19 protein-coding genes are annotated in these 19,594 nt (G+C 54.4%); 12 read left to right on the forward strand and 7 right to left on the reverse strand.

From position 1 onward, the window contains the following. The first annotated feature begins 115 nt into the window (after positions 1–115). The 3 genes from PGR09_RS09020 (at position 116) to PGR09_RS09030 (ending at position 4,123) form a co-directional block, all read left to right on the forward strand. A complete protein-coding gene (locus tag PGR09_RS09020; RefSeq protein ID WP_430916068.1) occupies positions 116–2,236 on the forward strand; it encodes a TonB-dependent siderophore receptor in 2,121 nt (706 codons plus the stop codon). A 198-nt stretch (positions 2,237–2,434) separates the two neighbouring features. Next, positions 2,435–3,286: a TIGR04222 domain-containing membrane protein gene (locus tag PGR09_RS09025; RefSeq protein ID WP_289578503.1), complete on the forward strand. Its 852-nt coding sequence runs from the start codon at positions 2,435–2,437 to the stop codon at positions 3,284–3,286. A gap of 15 nt (positions 3,287–3,301) precedes the next feature. Beyond that, a complete protein-coding gene (locus PGR09_RS09030) occupies positions 3,302–4,123 on the forward strand; it encodes a TIGR04222 domain-containing membrane protein (RefSeq protein ID WP_430916069.1) in 822 nt (273 codons plus the stop codon). A 57-nt stretch (positions 4,124–4,180) separates the two neighbouring features. Here PGR09_RS09030 and emtA read toward each other — a convergent pair whose 3' ends face one another. Continuing rightward, a complete protein-coding gene (gene emtA, locus PGR09_RS09035; RefSeq protein WP_015366071.1) occupies positions 4,181–4,792 on the reverse strand; it encodes a membrane-bound lytic murein transglycosylase EmtA in 612 nt (203 codons plus the stop codon). A 95-nt stretch (positions 4,793–4,887) separates the two neighbouring features. Between emtA and ldcA the strand changes: the two genes are divergently transcribed. Both ldcA and PGR09_RS09045 read left to right on the forward strand, forming a co-directional pair. Then, on the forward strand, positions 4,888–5,802 hold the full coding sequence (ldcA, locus tag PGR09_RS09040) for a muramoyltetrapeptide carboxypeptidase (protein ID WP_289578501.1): 915 nt from the start codon (positions 4,888–4,890) through the stop codon (positions 5,800–5,802). Between the two features lie 90 nt (positions 5,803–5,892). Beyond that, a complete protein-coding gene (locus PGR09_RS09045; RefSeq protein WP_015366069.1) occupies positions 5,893–7,626 on the forward strand; it encodes a potassium/proton antiporter in 1,734 nt (577 codons plus the stop codon). Between the two features lie 16 nt (positions 7,627–7,642). On the opposite strand, the gene dadX is transcribed toward PGR09_RS09045, so the two are convergent. Beyond that, positions 7,643–8,713 carry a catabolic alanine racemase DadX gene (gene dadX, locus PGR09_RS09050; protein WP_047045256.1) on the reverse strand — a complete coding sequence of 357 codons (1,071 nt, stop codon included), beginning with the start codon at positions 8,711–8,713 and terminating at the stop codon, positions 7,643–7,645. A gap of 9 nt (positions 8,714–8,722) precedes the next feature. After that, positions 8,723–10,021 carry a D-amino acid dehydrogenase gene (locus PGR09_RS09055; RefSeq protein WP_047045257.1) on the reverse strand — a complete coding sequence of 433 codons (1,299 nt, stop codon included), beginning with the start codon at positions 10,019–10,021 and terminating at the stop codon, positions 8,723–8,725. A gap of 321 nt (positions 10,022–10,342) precedes the next feature. Here PGR09_RS09055 and PGR09_RS09060 point away from each other — a divergent pair, with 321 nt between their 5' ends. Further along, entirely contained in the window at positions 10,343–11,875 is a 1,533-nt protein-coding gene (locus PGR09_RS09060; protein ID WP_015705842.1) for a SpoVR family protein, read from the forward strand. A 67-nt stretch (positions 11,876–11,942) separates the two neighbouring features. On the opposite strand, the gene fadR is transcribed toward PGR09_RS09060, so the two are convergent. Beyond that, on the reverse strand, positions 11,943–12,662 hold the full coding sequence (gene fadR / locus PGR09_RS09065; RefSeq protein ID WP_045390428.1) for a fatty acid metabolism transcriptional regulator FadR: 720 nt from the start codon (positions 12,660–12,662) through the stop codon (positions 11,943–11,945). A gap of 235 nt (positions 12,663–12,897) precedes the next feature. Here fadR and nhaB point away from each other — a divergent pair, with 235 nt between their 5' ends. The 3 genes from nhaB to PGR09_RS09080 all read left to right on the forward strand — a co-directional run bounded on the left by nhaB (position 12,898) and on the right by PGR09_RS09080 (position 15,575). After that, positions 12,898–14,448, forward strand: a complete 1,551-nt coding sequence (gene nhaB, locus PGR09_RS09070; RefSeq protein ID WP_045390425.1) for a sodium/proton antiporter NhaB — start codon at positions 12,898–12,900, stop codon at positions 14,446–14,448. A 132-nt stretch (positions 14,449–14,580) separates the two neighbouring features. Further along, positions 14,581–15,111: a disulfide bond formation protein DsbB gene (dsbB, locus tag PGR09_RS09075; RefSeq protein WP_015705844.1), complete on the forward strand. Its 531-nt coding sequence runs from the start codon at positions 14,581–14,583 to the stop codon at positions 15,109–15,111. A gap of 119 nt (positions 15,112–15,230) precedes the next feature. Beyond that, complete coding sequence (locus PGR09_RS09080) at positions 15,231–15,575, forward strand: DUF1971 domain-containing protein (RefSeq protein ID WP_045390422.1); 345 nt, start codon at positions 15,231–15,233, stop codon at positions 15,573–15,575. A 521-nt stretch (positions 15,576–16,096) separates the two neighbouring features. Here the strand turns inward: PGR09_RS09080 and PGR09_RS09085 are convergent. From PGR09_RS09085 to PGR09_RS09095, 3 genes are all read right to left on the reverse strand, one after another. Continuing rightward, positions 16,097–16,543 carry a YcgN family cysteine cluster protein gene (locus PGR09_RS09085; protein ID WP_045390420.1) on the reverse strand — a complete coding sequence of 149 codons (447 nt, stop codon included), beginning with the start codon at positions 16,541–16,543 and terminating at the stop codon, positions 16,097–16,099. A gap of 93 nt (positions 16,544–16,636) precedes the next feature. After that, positions 16,637–17,296: a fumarylacetoacetate hydrolase family protein gene (locus tag PGR09_RS09090; RefSeq protein ID WP_430916070.1), complete on the reverse strand. Its 660-nt coding sequence runs from the start codon at positions 17,294–17,296 to the stop codon at positions 16,637–16,639. A gap of 17 nt (positions 17,297–17,313) precedes the next feature. Continuing rightward, positions 17,314–17,595: a YcgL domain-containing protein gene (locus PGR09_RS09095; protein WP_316423115.1), complete on the reverse strand. Its 282-nt coding sequence runs from the start codon at positions 17,593–17,595 to the stop codon at positions 17,314–17,316. A 126-nt stretch (positions 17,596–17,721) separates the two neighbouring features. On the opposite strand from PGR09_RS09095, the gene minC reads away from it, so the two are divergent. Genes minC through minE form a run of 3 tightly spaced genes read left to right on the forward strand, consistent with a single transcriptional unit; the run spans position 17,722 to position 19,532 of the window. Beyond that, the gene (minC, locus tag PGR09_RS09100) at positions 17,722–18,423 is read left to right on the forward strand and encodes a septum site-determining protein MinC (RefSeq protein ID WP_047045268.1); all 702 of its coding nucleotides are present in this window, start codon (positions 17,722–17,724) and stop codon (positions 18,421–18,423) included. Positions 18,424–18,446: 23 nt separating this feature from the next. After that, positions 18,447–19,259, forward strand: coding sequence for a septum site-determining protein MinD (gene minD / locus PGR09_RS09105; RefSeq protein WP_015366054.1), 813 nt, complete (start codon positions 18,447–18,449; stop codon positions 19,257–19,259). Between the two features lie 3 nt (positions 19,260–19,262). After that, on the forward strand, positions 19,263–19,532 hold the full coding sequence (gene minE / locus PGR09_RS09110) for a cell division topological specificity factor MinE (protein ID WP_015366053.1): 270 nt from the start codon (positions 19,263–19,265) through the stop codon (positions 19,530–19,532). Positions 19,533–19,594: the final 62 nt, after the last annotated feature.

Below are 19,594 nucleotides of genomic sequence, written 5' to 3' on the forward strand. Positions count from 1 at the left end.
CTTGATCATGCAAAAGCAAACGATAATAATTCGCATTATTTTTAACGAAAAAGCATTTCGTTTATTTCCGCGGCGGCGCACAGGAGTGCCAGACCGCGCTATTCAGGATTATGGCATGATCTCCTCTGTTAATTTTAAGCGCTCCGCGCTGGTGTGCGCCCTCGCGGCCGCCTTCCCTCTCGCCGCTCAGGCGCAAGATACCCTGATCGTGACCGCGCAACCTGACGACTCCGCCAGCGCGCAAACTCAAGGCTATAGCGCCAAAACGTCAACCGGCGCCACGAAAACCGACCAGCCGTTGATTACTACCGCCCAGTCGGTATCGGTGATCACCCGCCAGCAGATCGCCGATCAGGGCGCCAATACCGTAAGCCAGGCCCTACAATATACGCCGGGGGTTTATTCCAGTTTTGGCGGCGGCGCGACGCGCTTTGATACCATCTCGCTGCGCGGCTACCACGGCGGCGACGTTGATAACCTGTTCCTTGACGGCATGCGCCTGATGAGCGACGGCGGCAGCCATAACGTACTGCAGATCGACCCATGGTTTATTGAACGCGTCGACGTCATCCGCGGCCCCTCTTCCGCCCTTTATGGCCAAAGCGTGCCGGGCGGGGTGGTCAATTTGACCTCCAAACGGCCGCAGTTCAGCCAGCAGGGGCACTTTCGCCTGACCGGCGGCACGCAAAATACTAAGGGCGCGGCCTTCGACTATACCGATGCCATTAATGACCAATGGGCCTGGCGGCTCATCGGCATGACCCGCAGCAGCGATACGCAGTATGATCATACCCGCGAAGAGCGCTATGCGATTTCGCCTTCCTTGCTGTGGCAGCCGGATAGCGATACTTCGCTGCTGTTGCGCGCCTACCTGCAAAAAGATCCCTCCGGCGGCTACCACGGCTCTCTGCCGCTGGATGGTACCCGTTATGCGCACAACGGCCGTAAGCTCTCACCCAGCACCAATGAAGGCGATCCGGGCGATGGCTACCAGCGCCGCGAGCAAATCTACAGCTATGAATTCAACCACCAGTTCAGCGATGTCTGGTCGGCTTACTCCGCGGGCAGCTATACCCATACGAATGTCTCGCTGGATCAGGTTTATCAGGTTGGCTGGGTGGGTGACAGCGACCTGCTTTCCCGCGGCTACAGCGGTTCCCGCGGGTCGCTGGACGGCTGGTCAACCGATAACCGCCTGCGCGCCGATTTCGCGACCGGTGAAGTGGCGCATACGTTAATCCTCGGCGCTGAGTATCATCGCTTCCGCAACGACTTATGGACCGGCGCCGGCGGCGCGGCGCCGCTTAACCCCTTTACCGGCTATACGCCGCAAACCGGGCATACCATCACCTACAGCGATAATAATAATCGCCGTTATTACCAGACCGGGATTTATCTGCAGGATGAAATGGTGCGGAATCGTTGGCACTTTGACGTTTCCGGACGCTACGACCGCATCGTTTCACAACAGGTTAGCGACACCTCAGGCACGTCAAACCGCCGCTCCGACGATCACATCAGCGGCCGCGCCTCGCTGCTGTACGCGCTCGATAATGGCCTTTCGCCCTACTTAAGCTACAGCCAGGCGATTACCCCGGCGATGCTGCCGGGCGCCGATGGTACGTTATTAAAACCCACCACCGCCGAACAGGTGGAAGCCGGCTTGAAATTCCAGCCGCCGGGCAGCAGCGATTTGTATAGCATCGCGATTTACGATTTGATGCAAAAAGATGTCGCCACCCGCGATCCGAACATCGCCACCGCCACCTATATTCCCGCCGGGAAAGTGCATTCACAGGGCGTAGAGCTGGAAGCGCATAACCAGATTACGCCGCAATTGAGCACGATTGCCTCTTATACCTGGAATCGCCTGCGCTTTCAGGACACGAAAGACGGCACCGATAATAATACCCCTCAGCTGACGCCGGATCAGATGGCCTCATTCTGGGCGCGCTATCAATTGCCGGCGGGCATCACCCTTGGCGCGGGTGTGCGCTATATCGGTAAGCAGTGGGCCGATGACGCCAATACCGAGCGTTTACCGTCAGTCACCCTGATAGATGCGATGGCGCGCGCCGACCTCGGGGCATGGTCAACGGCGATGAAAGGCGCCTATATTCAGGTTAATGCGAATAATATCGGCGATCGCGAGTATATTTCCGGCTGCTACGGTACCGGCAACTGTTACTGGGGGGCTGAGCGTAGCGTCACGGCAACCGTGGGCTACGATTTTTAATTTACCTCGTAAACATAAGCCTCCTGAAATAAGTCGGAGGCTTAATTTCATAAACCACATAAATATCTGATGAGTGCTTTTTAATGAAAGCCGCCAGACAAACTAAATTTATTGTTTAACCAGAACCACCCTATTAAACTAGCTACTATTCTGGTAAAAATTCACGCGCAAGGTTGCGGTTATCACAAGGAGTGTGAAGTGAACAATTTAATCAATTTCATCTCTGATTTATCCCCATTATCCTTTATGGGTTACCATATATTATCAACCACGGTGATATATATTCTAGTGATGATTATTATCTCAAAGACTCGTCCTTCTGAGAAAAACACGCCGATACCACCACCTTACTCCATATCTCCGTCGTTTCTTGCCTGGCTACGGGGCAGAGCCACCGTCGTTATTCAATTAGCCATGTTCAGGCTATTAAGAAAAAACTACGTAACCATTATTCATTGCGCTGAGAATATCGAACTTTGCGCCAACCAGCAGTATGCAGAGTGCAAGATGACTCGTGTAGAAAAAATACTCTTTGACCATTTTTCTACACCAAAACCCAGCGCCCAGAATTTACCCCTTTCTCTTTACGTCGCCGATAAAAACCATTGGTCAGACGATCCCCAGTGTAGGGGCCTGATGCTCAGTCCGGCGCAACATACGTGGAATATGATCCTGATCGTCGTTCCTTCATTAATTTTAATCGGTACATATCTGTGGAAAACGTTTTTCGATAGTAGCACGCTTATCCACTCCGGCGTATTAAGCTGGCTCATGATGCTTATCGTTACCGGGCTTTGGTTGTTACTTTGGCTCATCATTACCTTAAATGCCACCCGGATGGACCGTGAGGGGATCTCAATTAACATTGTTCATAATTATGTAAATAGATTAAAGGATACTCTCATGGCTGAGGCCGAGACAACAACGGATGAAACAGCTGATTATTACGTCGCCATCGGTAAAACTTCCCTGCTACCCGAGAAATATCGTGAATTTATAACGATCATCAAGCCAATAAATTATGCATTTTCTGTTGAACGGCTTGAGTAGTCTGAGGGCGACATCATGTGGACTCTTATTATGCATATGCATCCTTTACTGTTTCTCGGCTGTATTATCGTTGTCGTCCCGGCTATTTATCTTTCTATCGGAATCATTATCGCCCTGACGCGGCCTGCGGCTAAAGCCCAGCAGTTAACGACCGGGATCGACCCATGGCTTCTTGCCTGGATTGACGGCGGCGGCACGCGGGTCATTCAGTTAGCAATGTTCAGTTTGTTACATAAAGGATATCTGTGGATCCCCGAGCCCGGGCAGATGTTGGCTAACGGACGTTATGCAAGCAATGAAATGAACGTCATTGAAAGAATTTTATTTGACCATTTTGAGGTACGAAAACCATGTCATGAAGATCTGCCTACTAGCCTGCATATCACCAACCTTAACATCTGGCAGAATCAGCAAAAAAGCCCAGAGTTGGCCTTAAGTATGCTACGCCGCCGATGCAATTTTCTGTTGTTCAGTATCCCCTCACTCATCTTAGCCGTAATATTAGCTTGTCGAATATTTATCTACGTCGATGTCGCTGAAAACACTTTTTGTTGGATATTGATGGTTACAGGAAGCCTGTTGTGGTTCACAGCATGGGGTTGCAACGTCTGGGATCATAATCGTCTGGATTTGAATGGGGTCTCACATAATAATTCTCAGGCGCTTATCGGATTATTACGCGAAAAATTAGCCCAGACTAGCGATGAAATGGATGAGGCCACGGCTATGCTGGTGGTGGCGGTTAATGGAATCGAGTCCCTTCCTGAAAGTTACCGGGATTACAAAGAGTTGATTGGTCCCGTCAGCTACATCAGTTCAATTAGCCACGAAAGTTAGGATTATCTGAAAGGCACCCCGCAAGGCGAATCCTGCCTGACGGGGTGAGAGATGACGCTACATCGCGTCCAGCGCTTTCTGCAGTTTCCAGATATAGCGCGGGGCCTGCGGGGCAGGATGCTTTTTCGCCACGTGTTCAAAGAACTCATCGGCATCAAGATCGTTAATCTCGTCGATGGCGTCCTGGCGATTCGACGAGAAGGTGCGCAGCAGCGCGCCTGCGCCGTTGGCATAAGAGACCACCACCGCATAGCGCATCACCTGCGGGTCCTTAATCCCCGCCAGCGGGCCGTTTTCCAGAATGCTCAGATAAGCGGCGCCCATCGAAATATTGCGTTCCGGGTTTTTCAGCTCGCTGACCGAAGGCTGGCCACGCCAGCCCATCCGTTGATAGACATCGCGCCCGGAGGTCGACGGCTTCAACTGCATCAGTCCTACCGCACCGGATTTACTGACCACCGAGGGATTACCGCCGGACTCAATCGCGATGATCGCCGTTATCAGCTGCGGGTCAACCCCCCACGCGGCGCCGGCTTTTTCACTGATCGGCATCCACTGCATCGACCGCTTCACCGGGACTTCCGGGTTCCACGGCGGATTGGTGTAATCGTGCTTCGAGCTACAACCGGCCAACAATACAAATAAAAAAACAAACCATCTCAATTTCACACATCTATCCTTATTGGCTGAAGTTTGCCGCACGGAGATGACAATAAACGTTCCAGGCGGCATGATAACCCTTTCATTCTTTGCAAGGAATTGCCATGTCTCAGTTTTATCTGGTCGCCCCTTCCGGTTACTGTATCAATCAACAGGCTGCGGCCCTTGGCGTGGCCCGTCTTCAGGAGGCCGGTCATCAGGTACTGAACCAACAGGCGATCCCCCGTCGACAGCAGCGTTTCGCCGGCAGCGACAGCGAACGTCTGGCCGATATTAACCAACTTGCATCCCTTGAGGGAAAAAACCACATCGTGCTGGCGGTGCGCGGCGGCTATGGCGCCACCCGGTTACTACCGCATATCGACTGGCAGGCATTATCGAAACGCCAACAGCGGGAACCGCTGCTTATCTGCGGCCACAGCGATTTCACCGCCATCCAGATGGGACTGCTGGCTAAAGCCAACGCTATCAGCTTCAGCGGGCCGATGTTAGCGGGCAATTTCGGCGCCGAAACCCTGAATGCGTTTACTGAACATCACTTCTGGCAGGCGCTACGCGAACCCGAATTTACTCTCGAATGGCAAAGCGACGGCCCAACCTGCCGCGTCGAAGGGACCCTGTGGGGCGGCAATCTGGCGATGGTCACGTCGCTCATCGGCACGCCGTGGCTCCCGCAGATTGACGACGGTATTCTGGTGCTTGAGGATATCAACGAGCATCCGTTCCGCGTTGAACGAATGCTGCTGCAGTTACTCAACAGCGGGATCCTTGCCCGCCAGCGGGCTATCGTGCTCGGCAGTTTTACCGGCGCGCAACCCAACGACTACGACGACGGTTATGATCTTCCCACCGTCTACGCCTGGCTACGTCAGCAACTCGCCATCCCGCTGCTGACCGGCCTCGAGTTCGGTCATGAACAGCGCACCGTTACCCTGCCTCTCGGCGCGCGGGCGCGGCTGGTCAACAACGCCTCAGCCGCAACCTTAACGATAAGCGGCCATCCGGTGCTGACGGAATAAAAATTCCTCTGCGCGAGTATCCTGCAAACGCGCGGATTGTTAAAATGGTGTAATTTTCACCCCTTCACGCTGACAAGGAGTACGTGAACATTGGACGCCGCTGCGGTCATTAGTCTGTTTATCCTGGGTTCTGTTTTAGTAACCTGCAGTATTTTATTGAGTTCTTTCTCCTCACGCCTCGGCATCCCGATTCTGGTTATCTTCCTCGCCATCGGTATGCTGGCAGGCGTAGACGGTATCGGCGGCATTCCTTTCGATAACTATCCTTTCGCCTATATGGTGAGTAACCTCGCGCTGGCGGTGATCCTGCTGGACGGCGGAATGCGCACCCAAGCCAGTTCGTTTCGCGTGGCGCTCTGGCCAGCGCTGTCGCTGGCGACGGTCGGCGTGCTGATAACCTCCGCCCTCACCGGGATGATGGCGGCATGGCTGTTCAAGCTCGATTTAATCGAAGGGCTACTAATTGGCGCCATCGTCGGCTCCACCGATGCGGCGGCGGTGTTCTCGCTGCTCGGCGGTAAAGGGCTTAACGAGCGCGTCGGCTCGACCCTCGAAATTGAATCCGGCAGCAACGACCCGATGGCGGTGTTCCTCACCATTACCCTGATTGAAATGATCCAGCAGCATGAAGCCGGACTGAGCTGGATGTTTGTGGTGCATATCATTCAACAGTTTGGCCTGGGCATCGCTATTGGACTCGGCGGCGGTTATCTGCTTCTGCAGATGATTAACCGCATCGTCCTGCCTACCGGGCTCTATCCGCTGCTGGCGCTAAGCGGCGGGATCATGATTTTCGCCGTCACCACCTCACTGAACGGGAGCGGTATCCTCGCGGTCTATCTCTGCGGTTTCCTGCTCGGTAATAAACCCATTCGCAACCGCCACGGCATTCTGCAAAACTTTGACGGCCTGGCGTGGCTGGCGCAAATCGCCATGTTCCTCGTCCTCGGCCTGCTGGTCACACCGTCCGACCTGTGGCCGATCGCGATTCCGGCGCTACTGCTGTCAATGTGGATGATCTTCATCGCGCGTCCGCTGTCGGTATTTGCTGGCCTGCTGCCGTTCCGCGGTTTTAATCTGCGCGAGCGGGTGTTTATCAGCTGGGTCGGTTTGCGCGGCGCGGTGCCGATTATCCTCGCCGTTTTCCCGATGATGGCCGGGCTTGAGAACGCGCGGTTGTTCTTTAACGTCGCCTTTTTCGTGGTGCTGATTTCACTGCTGCTTCAGGGCACCTCGCTCTCCTGGGCGGCGAAAAAAGCGAAGGTCGTGGTACCGCCGGTCGGCTGGCCTATCTCACGCGTCGGGCTGGATATCCATCCGGAAAATCCGTGGGAACAGTTTGTCTACCAGCTGGGTGATGATAAATGGTGCGTTGGCGCAGCGTTGCGCGACCTCCACATGCCGCCGGAAACGCGTATCGCCGCACTCTTCCGCGACAACGTACTGCTGCATCCTACCGGCAGCACGCGGCTGATGGATGGTGATATTCTTTGCGTTATCGGCCGCGAGCGCGACCTACCGGCGCTGGGTAAAATGTTCAGCCAGTCGCCGCCGGTCTCACTCGATCAGCGGTTCTTTGGCGACTTTATCCTCGATGCGGAAGCTAAATTCGCCGATGTGGCGCAGATTTATGGCCTCGACGGCGGTGAAGAATTTCGCGAACATCAGCAGTCGCTGGGCGATGTGATTCAGCAACTGTTGGGCGCCGCGCCGGTCGTCGGCGATCAGGTGGAGTTTGCCGGTATGGTGTGGACTGTCGCCGAAAAAGAGGACGACCACGTACTGAAGGTGGGTGTGCGGGTTGCGGAAGATGAGGCGGAGTGATCCGCCTCACACAAAGTTACACTGTCACCACCGGTACGCGCGGCGCCAGAGCGCACATTAATTCATAACCGACGGTGCCGCTGGCCGCAGCGACATCGTCAATCTTAATCTCCTGCCCCCACAACTCAACCGGCGCGCCAATACCCGCATGCGGACAAGGTGTCAGATCTACCGCCAACATATCCATCGAAATACGCCCGACGGTGGTGGTGCGTACGCCGTCGACCAGCACCGGCGTGCCGCTCGGGGCGACGCGTGGATAGCCGTCGGCATAACCGCAGGCGACAATGCCGATGCGCTGCTCGCCGGATGCCTGATACAGCCCACCATAGCCCACCCGTTCGCCGCTTTTCAGCGTCTGTACGGCAATCACTTCACTGCTGAGGGTCATCGCCGGTTTCAGGCCGCTATTGGCAATATCCCGCCACTGACCCGACGGCGATGCGCCGTACAGCACAATTCCCGGGCGCACCCAATCAAAGTGCGCTTCCGGATGCCACAACGTGGCCGCTGAGTTCGACAACGAACGCGGGCAGTCCAGCCCCTCCGCCGCCTGCTCGATACGGCGCAAGGGCTCCACGATGCCATCCGGGTTTTCCGCATCAGCGAAATGCGACATCAGCGTCATTTCACCGACGTTGGCGAGCGATCGCAGCTGTTGCCAGACGGTATGCACTCGTTCTGGCATAAAGCCCAGCCGGTTCATACCGCTATTTACTTTGAGATAGATATCCAGCGGCGCATGCAGTTTAGCCTGCTGCAGCGCTTTAATTTGCCAGTTGCTGTGTACGCTGGTGGTCAGGCGATACTTATCCAGCAGCGCCAGTTCATCGGCGTGAAAGAATCCTTCCAGCAGCAGAATCGGCCCTTTCCAGCCCTTTTCCCGCAGTAGGATCGCCTCTTCGAGATTCAGCAATGCGTAGCCATCTGCGGCGTTCAGCGCCTGCCACATCCGCGCCAGGCCATGGCCATAGGCATTGGCCTTCACCACCGCCCAAACGCGCGCCCCAGGGGCAGCGCGGCGAACAATCTGTAAATTCTGACGTAAAGCCGACAGGTCAATGCTGGCTTTTACCGGACGAGACATGGAGGCTCCTTAGTTATGCACGCCGTGCAGATGCTGAGCGCGAGCCGGCGTAAAGCCCGGGCTGTAACGCGCCACGGCCAGATCATCATAAGGGATCGCCGGCGTACGCCCGGAGATCAGATCGCTCAGAAGCTGCCCGGACCCGCAGGCCATGGTCCAGCCCAGCGTACCGTGCCCGGTGTTCAGCCACAGATTTTTGTACGGCGTGCGGCCAACCACCGGCGTACCGTCCGGCGTCATTGGTCGCAGGCCTGTCCAGAAGGTCGCCTGCTCAACGTAGCCGCCGCGCGGGAACAGATCGCGAACCACCATCTCCAGCGTCTCGCGGCGCGGCTTCAGCAGCTCTTTATTAAAGCCGACAATTTCCGCCATCCCGCCAACGCGAATACGCTGATCGAAACGGGTAATCGCGATTTTGTAAGTCTCATCAAGGATAGTCGATACCGGTGCGCCGCTCTCTTCGGCAATCGGAATAGTTAACGAGTAGCCTTTCAGAGGATAGACCGGGATGTCCACCAGCCCTTTAAGCATCGCGGTGGAGTAAGAACCAAACGCCATCACGTAGGCGTCGCCCTTAATAATTTCGTCGCCGCATTTCACACCGGCGATTTGATCGCCTTCGTAAAGCAGCGCATCGACGGAGGTATTAAAGCGGAAAGTCACCCCTGCCGACTCGGCCATCGCCGCCAGACGGGTAGTGAAGAGCTGGCAATCGCCGGTTTCATCATTTGGCAGGCGCAGGCCGCCGGTCAGTTTATGGCTGACTTCGGCCAGCGCCGGTTCGACTTCGAGCAGGCGGTTGGCTTCCAGCAGTTGATACGGCACGCCGGCCTCTTCCAGCACGGCGATATCACGAGTGGCGTTCTCATACTGTTTTTCGGTGCGGAAGAGCTGCAGGGTGCCGCCCTGGCGGCCTTCATACTGGATACCGGTGGTTTCACGCAGCGCTTTCAGGCAATCACGGCTATATTCCGCCAGGCGCACCATACGCCCTTTGTTTTCCATATAGTGGCGGGTATCGCAGTTACGCAGCATCTGCCACATCCACTTGAGCTGGAACTGCGTGCCGTCAAGGCCAATCGCCAATGGCGCATGGCGCTGGAACATCCATTTAATCGCCTTCAGCGGCACGCCCGGCGCCGCCCACGGCGCCGCGTAGCCGGGAGAGATCTGCCCGGCGTTGGCGGCGCTGGTTTCTTCAGCGGGCCCTGGCTGACGGTCGATAACCGTCACCTCATGTCCCGCCTGGCTTAAATACCAGGCGCTCGCTACCCCAACCACCCCACTTCCCAGTATGACGACTCGCATAGCCACTCCGTAATAGTTAAAGAACAATCATCTAATTACAAATTGATAACCCAGATGAAAATATTATTCAACATACGCTTTATTTATGGTGACTTATCTCACACCAAACCGCACCAGCACTGACACCAGAGATTTACGATCTCGTGCTGCGCTTTATTTTTCCTCAGTATAAAATGCTGCAAAGATGTTAAATAAAGGCCTTTAGGATTGCGAAATCGCGAAGAAAAGAAATTACCCGCAGACGCAGTTTGTTATGGCGTGTTCTATGCTTGATAAGAGGTTCTCCACAAAGAGAGAACCACCAACAACGAGGGCGCGCTAATGGCTACGATTGATTCCATGAACAGGGACACCACCCGGTTAAGCGATGGACCCGACTGGACTTTTGAACTGCTGGAAACCTATCTTGCCGAGGTTGACCGGGTGGCGAAGCTGTATCGTCTCGATACCTATCCGCATCAAATCGAGGTGATCACCTCCGAACAGATGATGGACGCCTACTCCAGCGTCGGGATGCCGATCAACTATCCGCACTGGTCGTTCGGCAAAAAATTTATCGAAACCGAACAGGCGTATAAACACGGCCAGCAAGGCCTGGCCTATGAGATAGTCATTAACTCCAACCCGTGTATCGCTTATTTAATGGAGGAGAACACGATTACCATGCAGGCGCTGGTAATGGCGCACGCCTGCTATGGGCATAACTCCTTCTTTAAAAATAACTATCTGTTCCGCAGTTGGACCGATGCCAGCTCAATCATCGACTATCTGATCTTTGCGCGTAAATACATTACCGAATGTGAAGAGCGTTACGGCGTCGATGAAGTTGAAAAATTGCTCGACTCCTGCCATGCGCTGATGAACTACGGCGTCGACCGCTACAAACGCCCGCAGAAAATATCGCTGCAGGAGGAGAAGGCGCGGCAGAAAAGCCGTGAAGAGTATCTGCAAAGCCAGGTGAACATGCTATGGCGTACTCTGCCAAAACGGGAAGAGGAAAAAGCCATCGAGGCAAGCCGCCGCTATCCTTCCGAACCGCAGGAGAATCTGCTGTACTTTATGGAGAAGAACGCGCCGCTGCTTGAGTCCTGGCAGCGCGAGATCCTGCGTATCGTTCGTAAGGTCAGCCAGTATTTTTATCCGCAGAAGCAGACTCAGGTTATGAACGAGGGCTGGGCGACATTCTGGCACTACACCATCCTCAATCATCTGTATGACGAAGGTAAAGTGACCGAGCGCTTTATGCTGGAGTTTCTGCACAGCCACACCAACGTGGTGTTCCAGCCGCCCTACAACAGCCCGTGGTACAGCGGAATCAACCCCTACGCGCTGGGTTTCGCTATGTTCCAGGATATTAAACGTATCTGCCAGTCGCCAACGGAAGAAGACCGCTACTGGTTCCCGGATATCGCCGGCTCCGATTGGCTGGAGACGCTGCATTTCGCCATGCGCGATTTTAAAGATGAGAGCTTTATCAGCCAGTTCCTGTCGCCGAAGGTGATGCGAGACTTCCGCTTATTCACGGTACTCGATGACGACCATAATAATTACCTGGAGATTTCCGCCATTCATAATGAGGAAGGCTATCGGGAAATTCGTTCTAAGCTGTCGGCGCAGTATAACCTCAGCAATCTTGAGCCGAATATTCAGGTCTGGAACGTTGACCTGCGCGGCGACCGTTCGTTGACGCTGCGCTATGTGCCGCACAACCGCGTGCCGCTGGATAAGAGCCGTCGCGAAGTGCTTAAACACGTTCACCGCCTGTGGGGCTTTGATGTGATCCTTGAGCAGCAGAATGCCGACGGCAGCGTTGAGCTGTTGGATCGCACCCCGCCGCGGCAGAACGCGTTGTAAATCGGATCAAGTGCCAAAAAGCGAAATGCCCGGATTATCCGGGCATTTTTTATAGGGTGGTCCGTACTTAGCGCATATTGATGGCTAAATCGCCGGGCAGCGTTTTTTGCATCCGATGCCAGATCTCGCCGCTGTTGTGGCCATAGGCGCGGACGATTTCGTACACTTTATCGTGCTGACTCTCTTCGCACACTTTCGCCAACTGGTGGTAGAAACCCAGCGCCAGGCTACGCGCTTCCGGATTAGCAAAATAGTGACGACCAATGCGGGTATACAGCCCCTTCATGCCGTTGAGGATCAGACCGTAGATCGGGTTGCCGGAGGCAAACGCCAGACCGCGGAAGATGTTGTAGTCCAGTTCGGCGAAAGCATCGGCATGATCTTCAACTTCACGCGCGGTAGCCAGGACCTCCAGCGCTTTGTCCGGGTGCTGGCGGAAAGCGGTACGAATAAAAATCGTTGAGATATTGGTTCGCACCGACAGCAAGTTATCAATCAGCTGCGGCACGCTATCGTGGTCGAGACGCGCCAGCGTTTCAAGGATATTCAGTCCGGAGGTTTCCCAGAAGTTGTTCACTTTCGTCGGTTTACCGTGCTGGATAGTCAACCAGCCATCACGGGCCAGACGTTGCAACACTTCGCGCAGAGTGGTTCGGGTCACACCAATCAGTTCAGAAAGTTCACGTTCAGCAGGGAGAATGGATCCAGGCGGGAAACGATTATTCCAGATACTTTCAATGATGTACTCTTCCGCGAAACCCGCAGGGCTTTGCGCCTTAATGACCATAATAAGATTTCCATTACACAGCGTTGCAAATTGCACTCATCATACCAGAGCAGCCATACGCCAGATAGCATCTGAAAGTAATTAAAAGGGGATCGCCGTTTCATTTTCAGCTTTTGCTTAACGCCTTCCATTACCTGTAATGCGCCGCGAAGAAAGTTGCTTCCCTTTTTACTCAACTGGTAATCTTGCAATAGTTACGCATAAAATCATGTTGTTTGACGGAAGGACCTCTGTCGTGGAAATGTCTTATGGCCGCGCCCTGTGGCGCAATTTTCTTGGCCAGTCGCCAGACTGGTACAAGCTTCTCCTGATTATCTTCCTGGTGGTTAACCCGCTGGCGTTTTATCTTCAACCGTTTGTCGCCGGTTGGCTGTTAGTGGTGGAGTTTATCTTCACCCTGGCGATGGCGCTCAAATGCTACCCGCTGCTGCCTGGCGGCCTGCTGGCGATAGAAGCGGTGCTGATCGGTATGACCAGCCCCGAACATATTCGCGAAGAAATAGCCAATAATCTCGAAGTCCTGCTGCTGCTGATGTTCATGGTGGCCGGGATCTACTTCATGAAGCAGCTATTGCTGTTTATTTTTACTCGGCTGCTCCTCGGGATCCGCAGCAAGATGCTGCTGTCGCTGGCCTTCTGCCTGGCAGCGGCTTTTCTCTCCGCCTTCCTTGACGCGCTAACTGTTGTTGCGGTGGTCATTAGCGTAGCGGTCGGCTTTTACGGTATTTATCATCGCGTCGCCTCCGCGCGGCCTGATGATAACGACATGCTTGATGACAGCCATATCGATCAACACTACCGCGACGTGCTCGAACAGTTCCGCAGCTTTTTACGCAGCCTGATGATGCACGCCGGCGTCGGTACCGCGCTCGGCGGCGTGATGACCATGGTCGGCGAACCGCAGAACCTGATTATCGCCAAAGCCGCCGGCTGGCACTTCGGCGAATTCTTCATCCGTATGTCGCCGGTAACCCTGCCGGTAATCGTATGCGGCCTGATAACCTGTCTGTTGCTGGAAAAATTCCGCCTGTTTGGCTATGGCGAGCCGCTGCCAGTCCCGGTGCGCAAAGTCCTACAGGATTTCGACGACCGTAGCCGCCAGAGCCGCAGCCGCCAGGATCGGATGCGCCTTATCGCTCAAGGGATCATCGGCGTGTGGCTGATTGCCGCCCTCGCCCTGCATCTGGCGGAAGTTGGCCTGATTGGCCTCTCCGTCATCGTGCTGGCGACCACCTTTTCCGGCGTGACCGACGAACACGCCATCGGTAAAGCCTTTACCGAAGCGCTGCCGTTTACCGCCCTGCTGACGGTCTTTTTCGCCATCGTGGCGGTGATTATCGATCAGCATCTGTTTGCCCCGGTGATTGAGTTCGTCCTGCAGGCTTCACCGCACGCTCAGCTATCGCTGTTCTATTTGTTTAATGGCCTGCTGTCGTCCATCTCCGATAACGTCTTTGTCGGTACGGTGTATATCAACGAAGCAAAAGCGGCGCTGGAACACGGCGTTATCAGCCTGCAGCAGTTTGAAATGCTGGCGGTCGCCATTAATACCGGCACTAACCTGCCTTCCGTCGCGACCCCCAACGGCCAGGCCGCGTTCCTGTTCCTGTTGACCTCGGCGCTGGCGCCGCTGATCCGCCTCTCTTATGGCAGAATGGTGTGGATGGCGCTTCCCTATACCATCGTGCTCACGCTGGTCGGCCTGCTGTGCGTCGAAACCCTGTTGATGCCGGCCACCCAGTGGATGCTCAGCCATGGCTGGTTGACCACCCCAGTACTGCCCTAATTGCGCAGCCCGTTACCCGGGTTCCCCCCGGGTAACGAATATTCATTTACGTAATATTTTCCGACTAGCGGATGGCGTCGCGGTAGTTTTCGTTTACACTGCCATGATTTAGCATGTTCCAGGGAAATGATTATGTTGCAATACTTAAACCAGTGCTCAAGGGGACGCGGCGCCTGGCTCTTGATGGCGTTAACCGCTTTTATACTTGAATTAGTGGCGCTGTGGTTCCAGCACGTGATGCTGCTGCAGCCCTGCGTGTTGTGTATTTACGAACGCTGCGCTCTGTTTGGCATTATGGGCGCCGGTCTGGTGGGCGCTATCGCGCCGAAAACCCCGCTGCGCTATGTCGCGTTGCTCATCTGGCTATACAGCGCACTGCGCGGTCTGCAGTTAGCCTGGGAGCACACCATGATTCAGCTACACCCTTCTCCGTTCCAGACCTGCGATTTCGCCGCTCGTTTCCCGACGTGGCTGCCGCTGGATAAATGGCTACCGCAGGTATTCGTTGCCACCGGCGACTGTTCCGTGCGCCAGTGGGAATTCCTGACTCTGGAAATGCCGCAGTGGCTGGTAGGCATCTTTGCAGCTTATCTGGTCATCGGCCTGCTGGTACTGATCGCTCAGCCATTTAAAGCCAAAAAGCGCGATCTGTTCGGCCGTTAAGCTATCCTGCCAGATGGTAAACGCTCCTTCGGGGGCGTTTTTTGTGCCTGTAAGTTGACGATGCCCCCTTAAAGTTGCACATTAAATACATCTTATTTGCATCCACTAAGGAGCTTACTATGTCCCACCTGCGTATCCCGGCTAACTGGAAAGTCAAACGCTCCACTCCGTTCTTCACTAAAGAAAATGTTCCGCCAGCGCTGCTCACCCATCACAATACTGCCGCTAACGTTTTCGGTCAGCTGTGCGTAATGGAAGGCACAGTAACTTATTACGGTTTTCATGATGAGCAGGCTAGCGAACCGGAGATGAAAGTCGTCATTAATGCCGGGCAGTTCGCCACCAGCCCGCCGCAATACTGGCATCGTATCGAGCTCAGCGATGATGCCCAATTCAATATTAACTTCTGGGTTGAAGATGAAAGCCACGGCGAAGACGGCCTGTTCCACGCCAGGAAAAGCTAAGCCCCTCACGTGCTTGCGGTTGAAAATCGACATCCGGATGTTTAAAGTCGTTACCCGATAGGCTCGTCTTTCTTGAGTCTGAAATGGGATAAGTCACCATGAGCATAGTCTGGTATATGACGCTAATCTGCATTGTCGTCGCGTATTTGATGATGAGTTTCCTGCCCATCTGATCGCCGCAAGCAGTCATCGCGCCGGGGAGACCTGGCAGCTCGTCAACTCCCTCTCAGCCCGGCCACCGCGCCGGGTCTATTTTTATCTACATCTGCTTTACAAATATTCCTAAAGTTCCCCGCCCCCGCGCCGATGATGAAATGCCAAACGCACCTGGTGATGATGACTTAAATGTGGGGTTTCCGATGAGTAGAAACGGCTGGCGTTCTCTTAGTGTTGTTATTTTTCCATGCGCTTTATTGTGGGCGGGAATTATCTGGCTGGCATTAAGAATGATGGGATATTGATACGTACAAAGAACCGGGCCGCGCAGGCAGGGAATGCCCGGTTCTAATATTTCAACGAGCTTACTGCGCCCAGTCTGGTTTGTTTAAGATATGGTCCTGCCAGTCGACGACGGTGGACTCTTTCACTGCTATATGGCGCACGGAAATACGTTCGCCGTGCATCGCCACTTTTGAGCCGGTCAGCAGCGGATGCCAGTGCGGCAGCGGTTTACCTTCCGCCAGCAGGCGATAGGCGCAGGTGTGCGGCAGCCATTCGAAGGTCGGCAGATTCTCACGCGTGAGTTTGATGCAGTCCGGTTCGTACTCGAAGCGACGCTCGTAGTTGCGGCACTGGCAGGTTTTAATGTTGAGCTGACGGCAGGCGACGTTGGTAAAGTAAATCTCGTCGGTATCTTCATCCATTAGCTTATGCAGGCAGCACTGTCCGCAGCCGTCGCACAGTGATTCCCACTCCGCGTCGGTCATTTCATCCAGTGTTTTTTGTTGCCAGAAAGGTTGTTCGCTCATTGGGATGTCCGTCATTACAATTCAGGGTGCACCTTATAACCAGTCTGGCACGCCGATGCAAGTTTTGCCGCCCCAAAAGGCGGCAAGCGGACGTTACAGCACGCGGCTAGACAACGTCAAACCATTGAAGCCGACTTCCAGCTCGTCGCCGCTGGCCAGCGGCCCGACACCGTCTGGGGTCCCGGTCAGGATGATATCGCCCGCTTTCAGCGTAAAGAAGCGCGACATATAGGCAATTAGCGGTACGATCTTATGAATCATATCCGCGGTCGTCCCCTGCTGACGGACTTCACCATTAATCTTCAGGCTTAGCGGCGTATTTTGCGGATCGCCGTTGAACTCGGCGGCAGGAATAAAACCGGAGATCGGACAGGCGTTATCAAACCCCTTAGCTTTCTCCCACGGTTGCCCGGCCTTTTTCATCTTGCCCTGAATATCACGCAGGGTGAGATCCAGCGCTACGCCATAACCGGCAATCGCCTTGCGTACGTGGTCTTCGCTGGCCTGGCGCAGGGTACTGCCAATCAGCACCGCCAGTTCAACCTCATGATGCACCGAGCCCAATCCTTCAGGCAGTACCAACGGCTGGCGGATATCGCATAGCGCCGTTTCAGGTTTAATAAACAGCACCGGTTCTTCCGGCATCGCGCTGCCCATCTCCTTAATATGTTTTGCGTAATTACTGCCAACGCAAACCACTTTGCTCACTGGATAATCCAGTAACTCACCCTGCCAGTTATGATGTTGGTACATTATTTTCCCTCAATGGGTTAATCGGATTTATTCCCCTGTTCCGCGAGGTGTTTCTTAAGTAGATTCTCAGGAGGGGGAGGAAGTTGAAGGTAATAGCCCTGATCGACGAGCGCTTGTTTTACTTTTTCGAGGTCAGCGTTAGCCAGCGTCTTGCGCCCGTCGAGCGGCAGCAGCATGGTCATCTGCGGGGTGCCGAAGCTTGCCATCAGTTCCGGCGGGACGCGCGAGAAATCGTCCTTTTTTTCGACATATAAATAGGTTTGTTCACGTTTAGCACTTCGATAGATCACACAAAACATAGTTTTACTCGGAATTAGACCCGTGGTCACTTGCCTCAATATATGAGTGACTATAACATGCCTTTTAGTCTTCGGAATATCACCGCACTTCGGCGGATGATAAACAGCAAATTGAGTAAGGCCAGGATGTCAAATACGCCAATCGAACTTAAGGGCAGTAGCTTCACCTTATCTGTCGTTCATTTGCACGATGCAAATCCCGAGGTTATTCGTCAGGCGTTAGAAGACAAAATCGCCCAGGCTCCCGCTTTTTTACGTCATGCACCGGTCGTGGTCAACATCAGCAGTATTGAAGAGAGCGTCGACTGGCGCCCGATGCATGAAGCTATCGTCGCCACCGGATTGCGCATCATGGGGGTGAGCGGTTGTAAAATTTCCCGCCTGAAAACGGAAATCGACCGCGCCGGGATCCCGCTACTGACGGAAGGAAAAGAGAAAATCGTTCGTCAGGCGCCGCCGCCGGAACCCGTTGAACCACCACCAGTTGCTACGCCGATCACAAAAACGCGTTTGATTGATCTGCCGGTACGTTCCGGTCAGCGCATTTATGCGCCACACTGTGATCTAATTGTTACAAACCATGTGAGTGCCGGAGCGGAACTTATCGCTGATGGTAACATCCATGTGTATGGCATGATGCGGGGACGTGCGCTGGCTGGCGCAAGCGGCGACAGAGATGCCCAAATATTTTGTACTAACCTCGCGGCGGAACTGGTGTCCATCGCAGGGGAATATTGGCTGAGCGATAACATCCCAGCTGAATTTTATGGCAAAGCGGCGCGCCTGCGTTTAGGCGACGGCGCTTTGACAATTCAACCGTTCAATTAATCCCTTTTTAACAAGGAATTTCTATGGCACGCATTATTGTTGTGACTTCGGGTAAAGGGGGCGTTGGTAAGACCACCTCCAGCGCGGCCATCGCTACTGGTTTGGCCCAGAAGGGAAAGAAAACTGTCGTTATCGACTTCGATATCGGCCTGCGTAACCTCGACCTGATTATGGGATGCGAGCGTCGGGTGGTTTATGACTTCGTCAACGTTATCCAGGGCGATGCCACTCTCAATCAGGCGCTAATCAAAGATAAGCGTACTGAAAATCTCTATATCCTTCCGGCTTCTCAGACCCGTGATAAAGACGCGCTGACCCGCGAAGGCGTAGATAAGGTTCTTGAAGAACTGAAAAAGATGGACTTCGATTTTATTGTCTGCGACTCCCCGGCAGGCATCGAAACCGGCGCGCTGATGGCGCTGTACTTCGCTGACGAAGCCATCATCACCACTAACCCGGAAGTCTCCTCCGTGCGCGACTCCGACCGTATCCTTGGCATTCTGGCCTCCAAATCCCGCCGCGCGGAAAATGGCGACGAGCCGATCAAAGAGCACCTGCTGCTGACGCGCTACAACCCGGGCCGCGTGAACAAAGGCGACATGCTGAGCATGGAAGACGTGCTGGAAATTCTGCGCATCAATCTGGTCGGCGTGATTCCGGAAGATCAGTCCGTGCTGCGCGCATCGAACCAGGGCGAGCCGGTCATTCTGGATACCGTTTCAGATGCGGGTAAAGCCTATGCGGATACTGTGGATCGTCTGCTCGGAGAAGAACGTCCTTTCCGCTTCATCGAAGAAGAGAAGAAAGGTTTCCTCAAACGCCTGTTCGGAGGATAAATTATGGCATTACTCGACTTTTTTCTCTCGCGAAAAAAGAACACGGCTAACATTGCGAAAGAACGCCTGCAAATCATCGTCGCGGAGCGCCGCCGCGGCGACGCGGAGCCGCATTACCTGCCGCAGCTGCGCAAAGATATCCTGGAGGTCATCTGTAAATACGTGCAGATAGACCCTGAGATGGTCAGCGTACAGCTGGAACAGCGCGATGGTGATATTTCGATTCTCGAGCTGAACGTGACCCTGCCAGAAGCTGAAGAGTCGAAACCCTGACCCTGTTGTCTTGTTAACGGCATTTCGCCGTAGCCTTAAAAAAACCGGCCACGCAACGCGCG

The sequence above is a fragment of the Klebsiella sp. 141251 genome (assembly GCF_050600725.1).
In the GTDB taxonomy this organism is placed as follows: Bacteria; Pseudomonadota; Gammaproteobacteria; order Enterobacterales; family Enterobacteriaceae; genus Klebsiella; species Klebsiella aerogenes.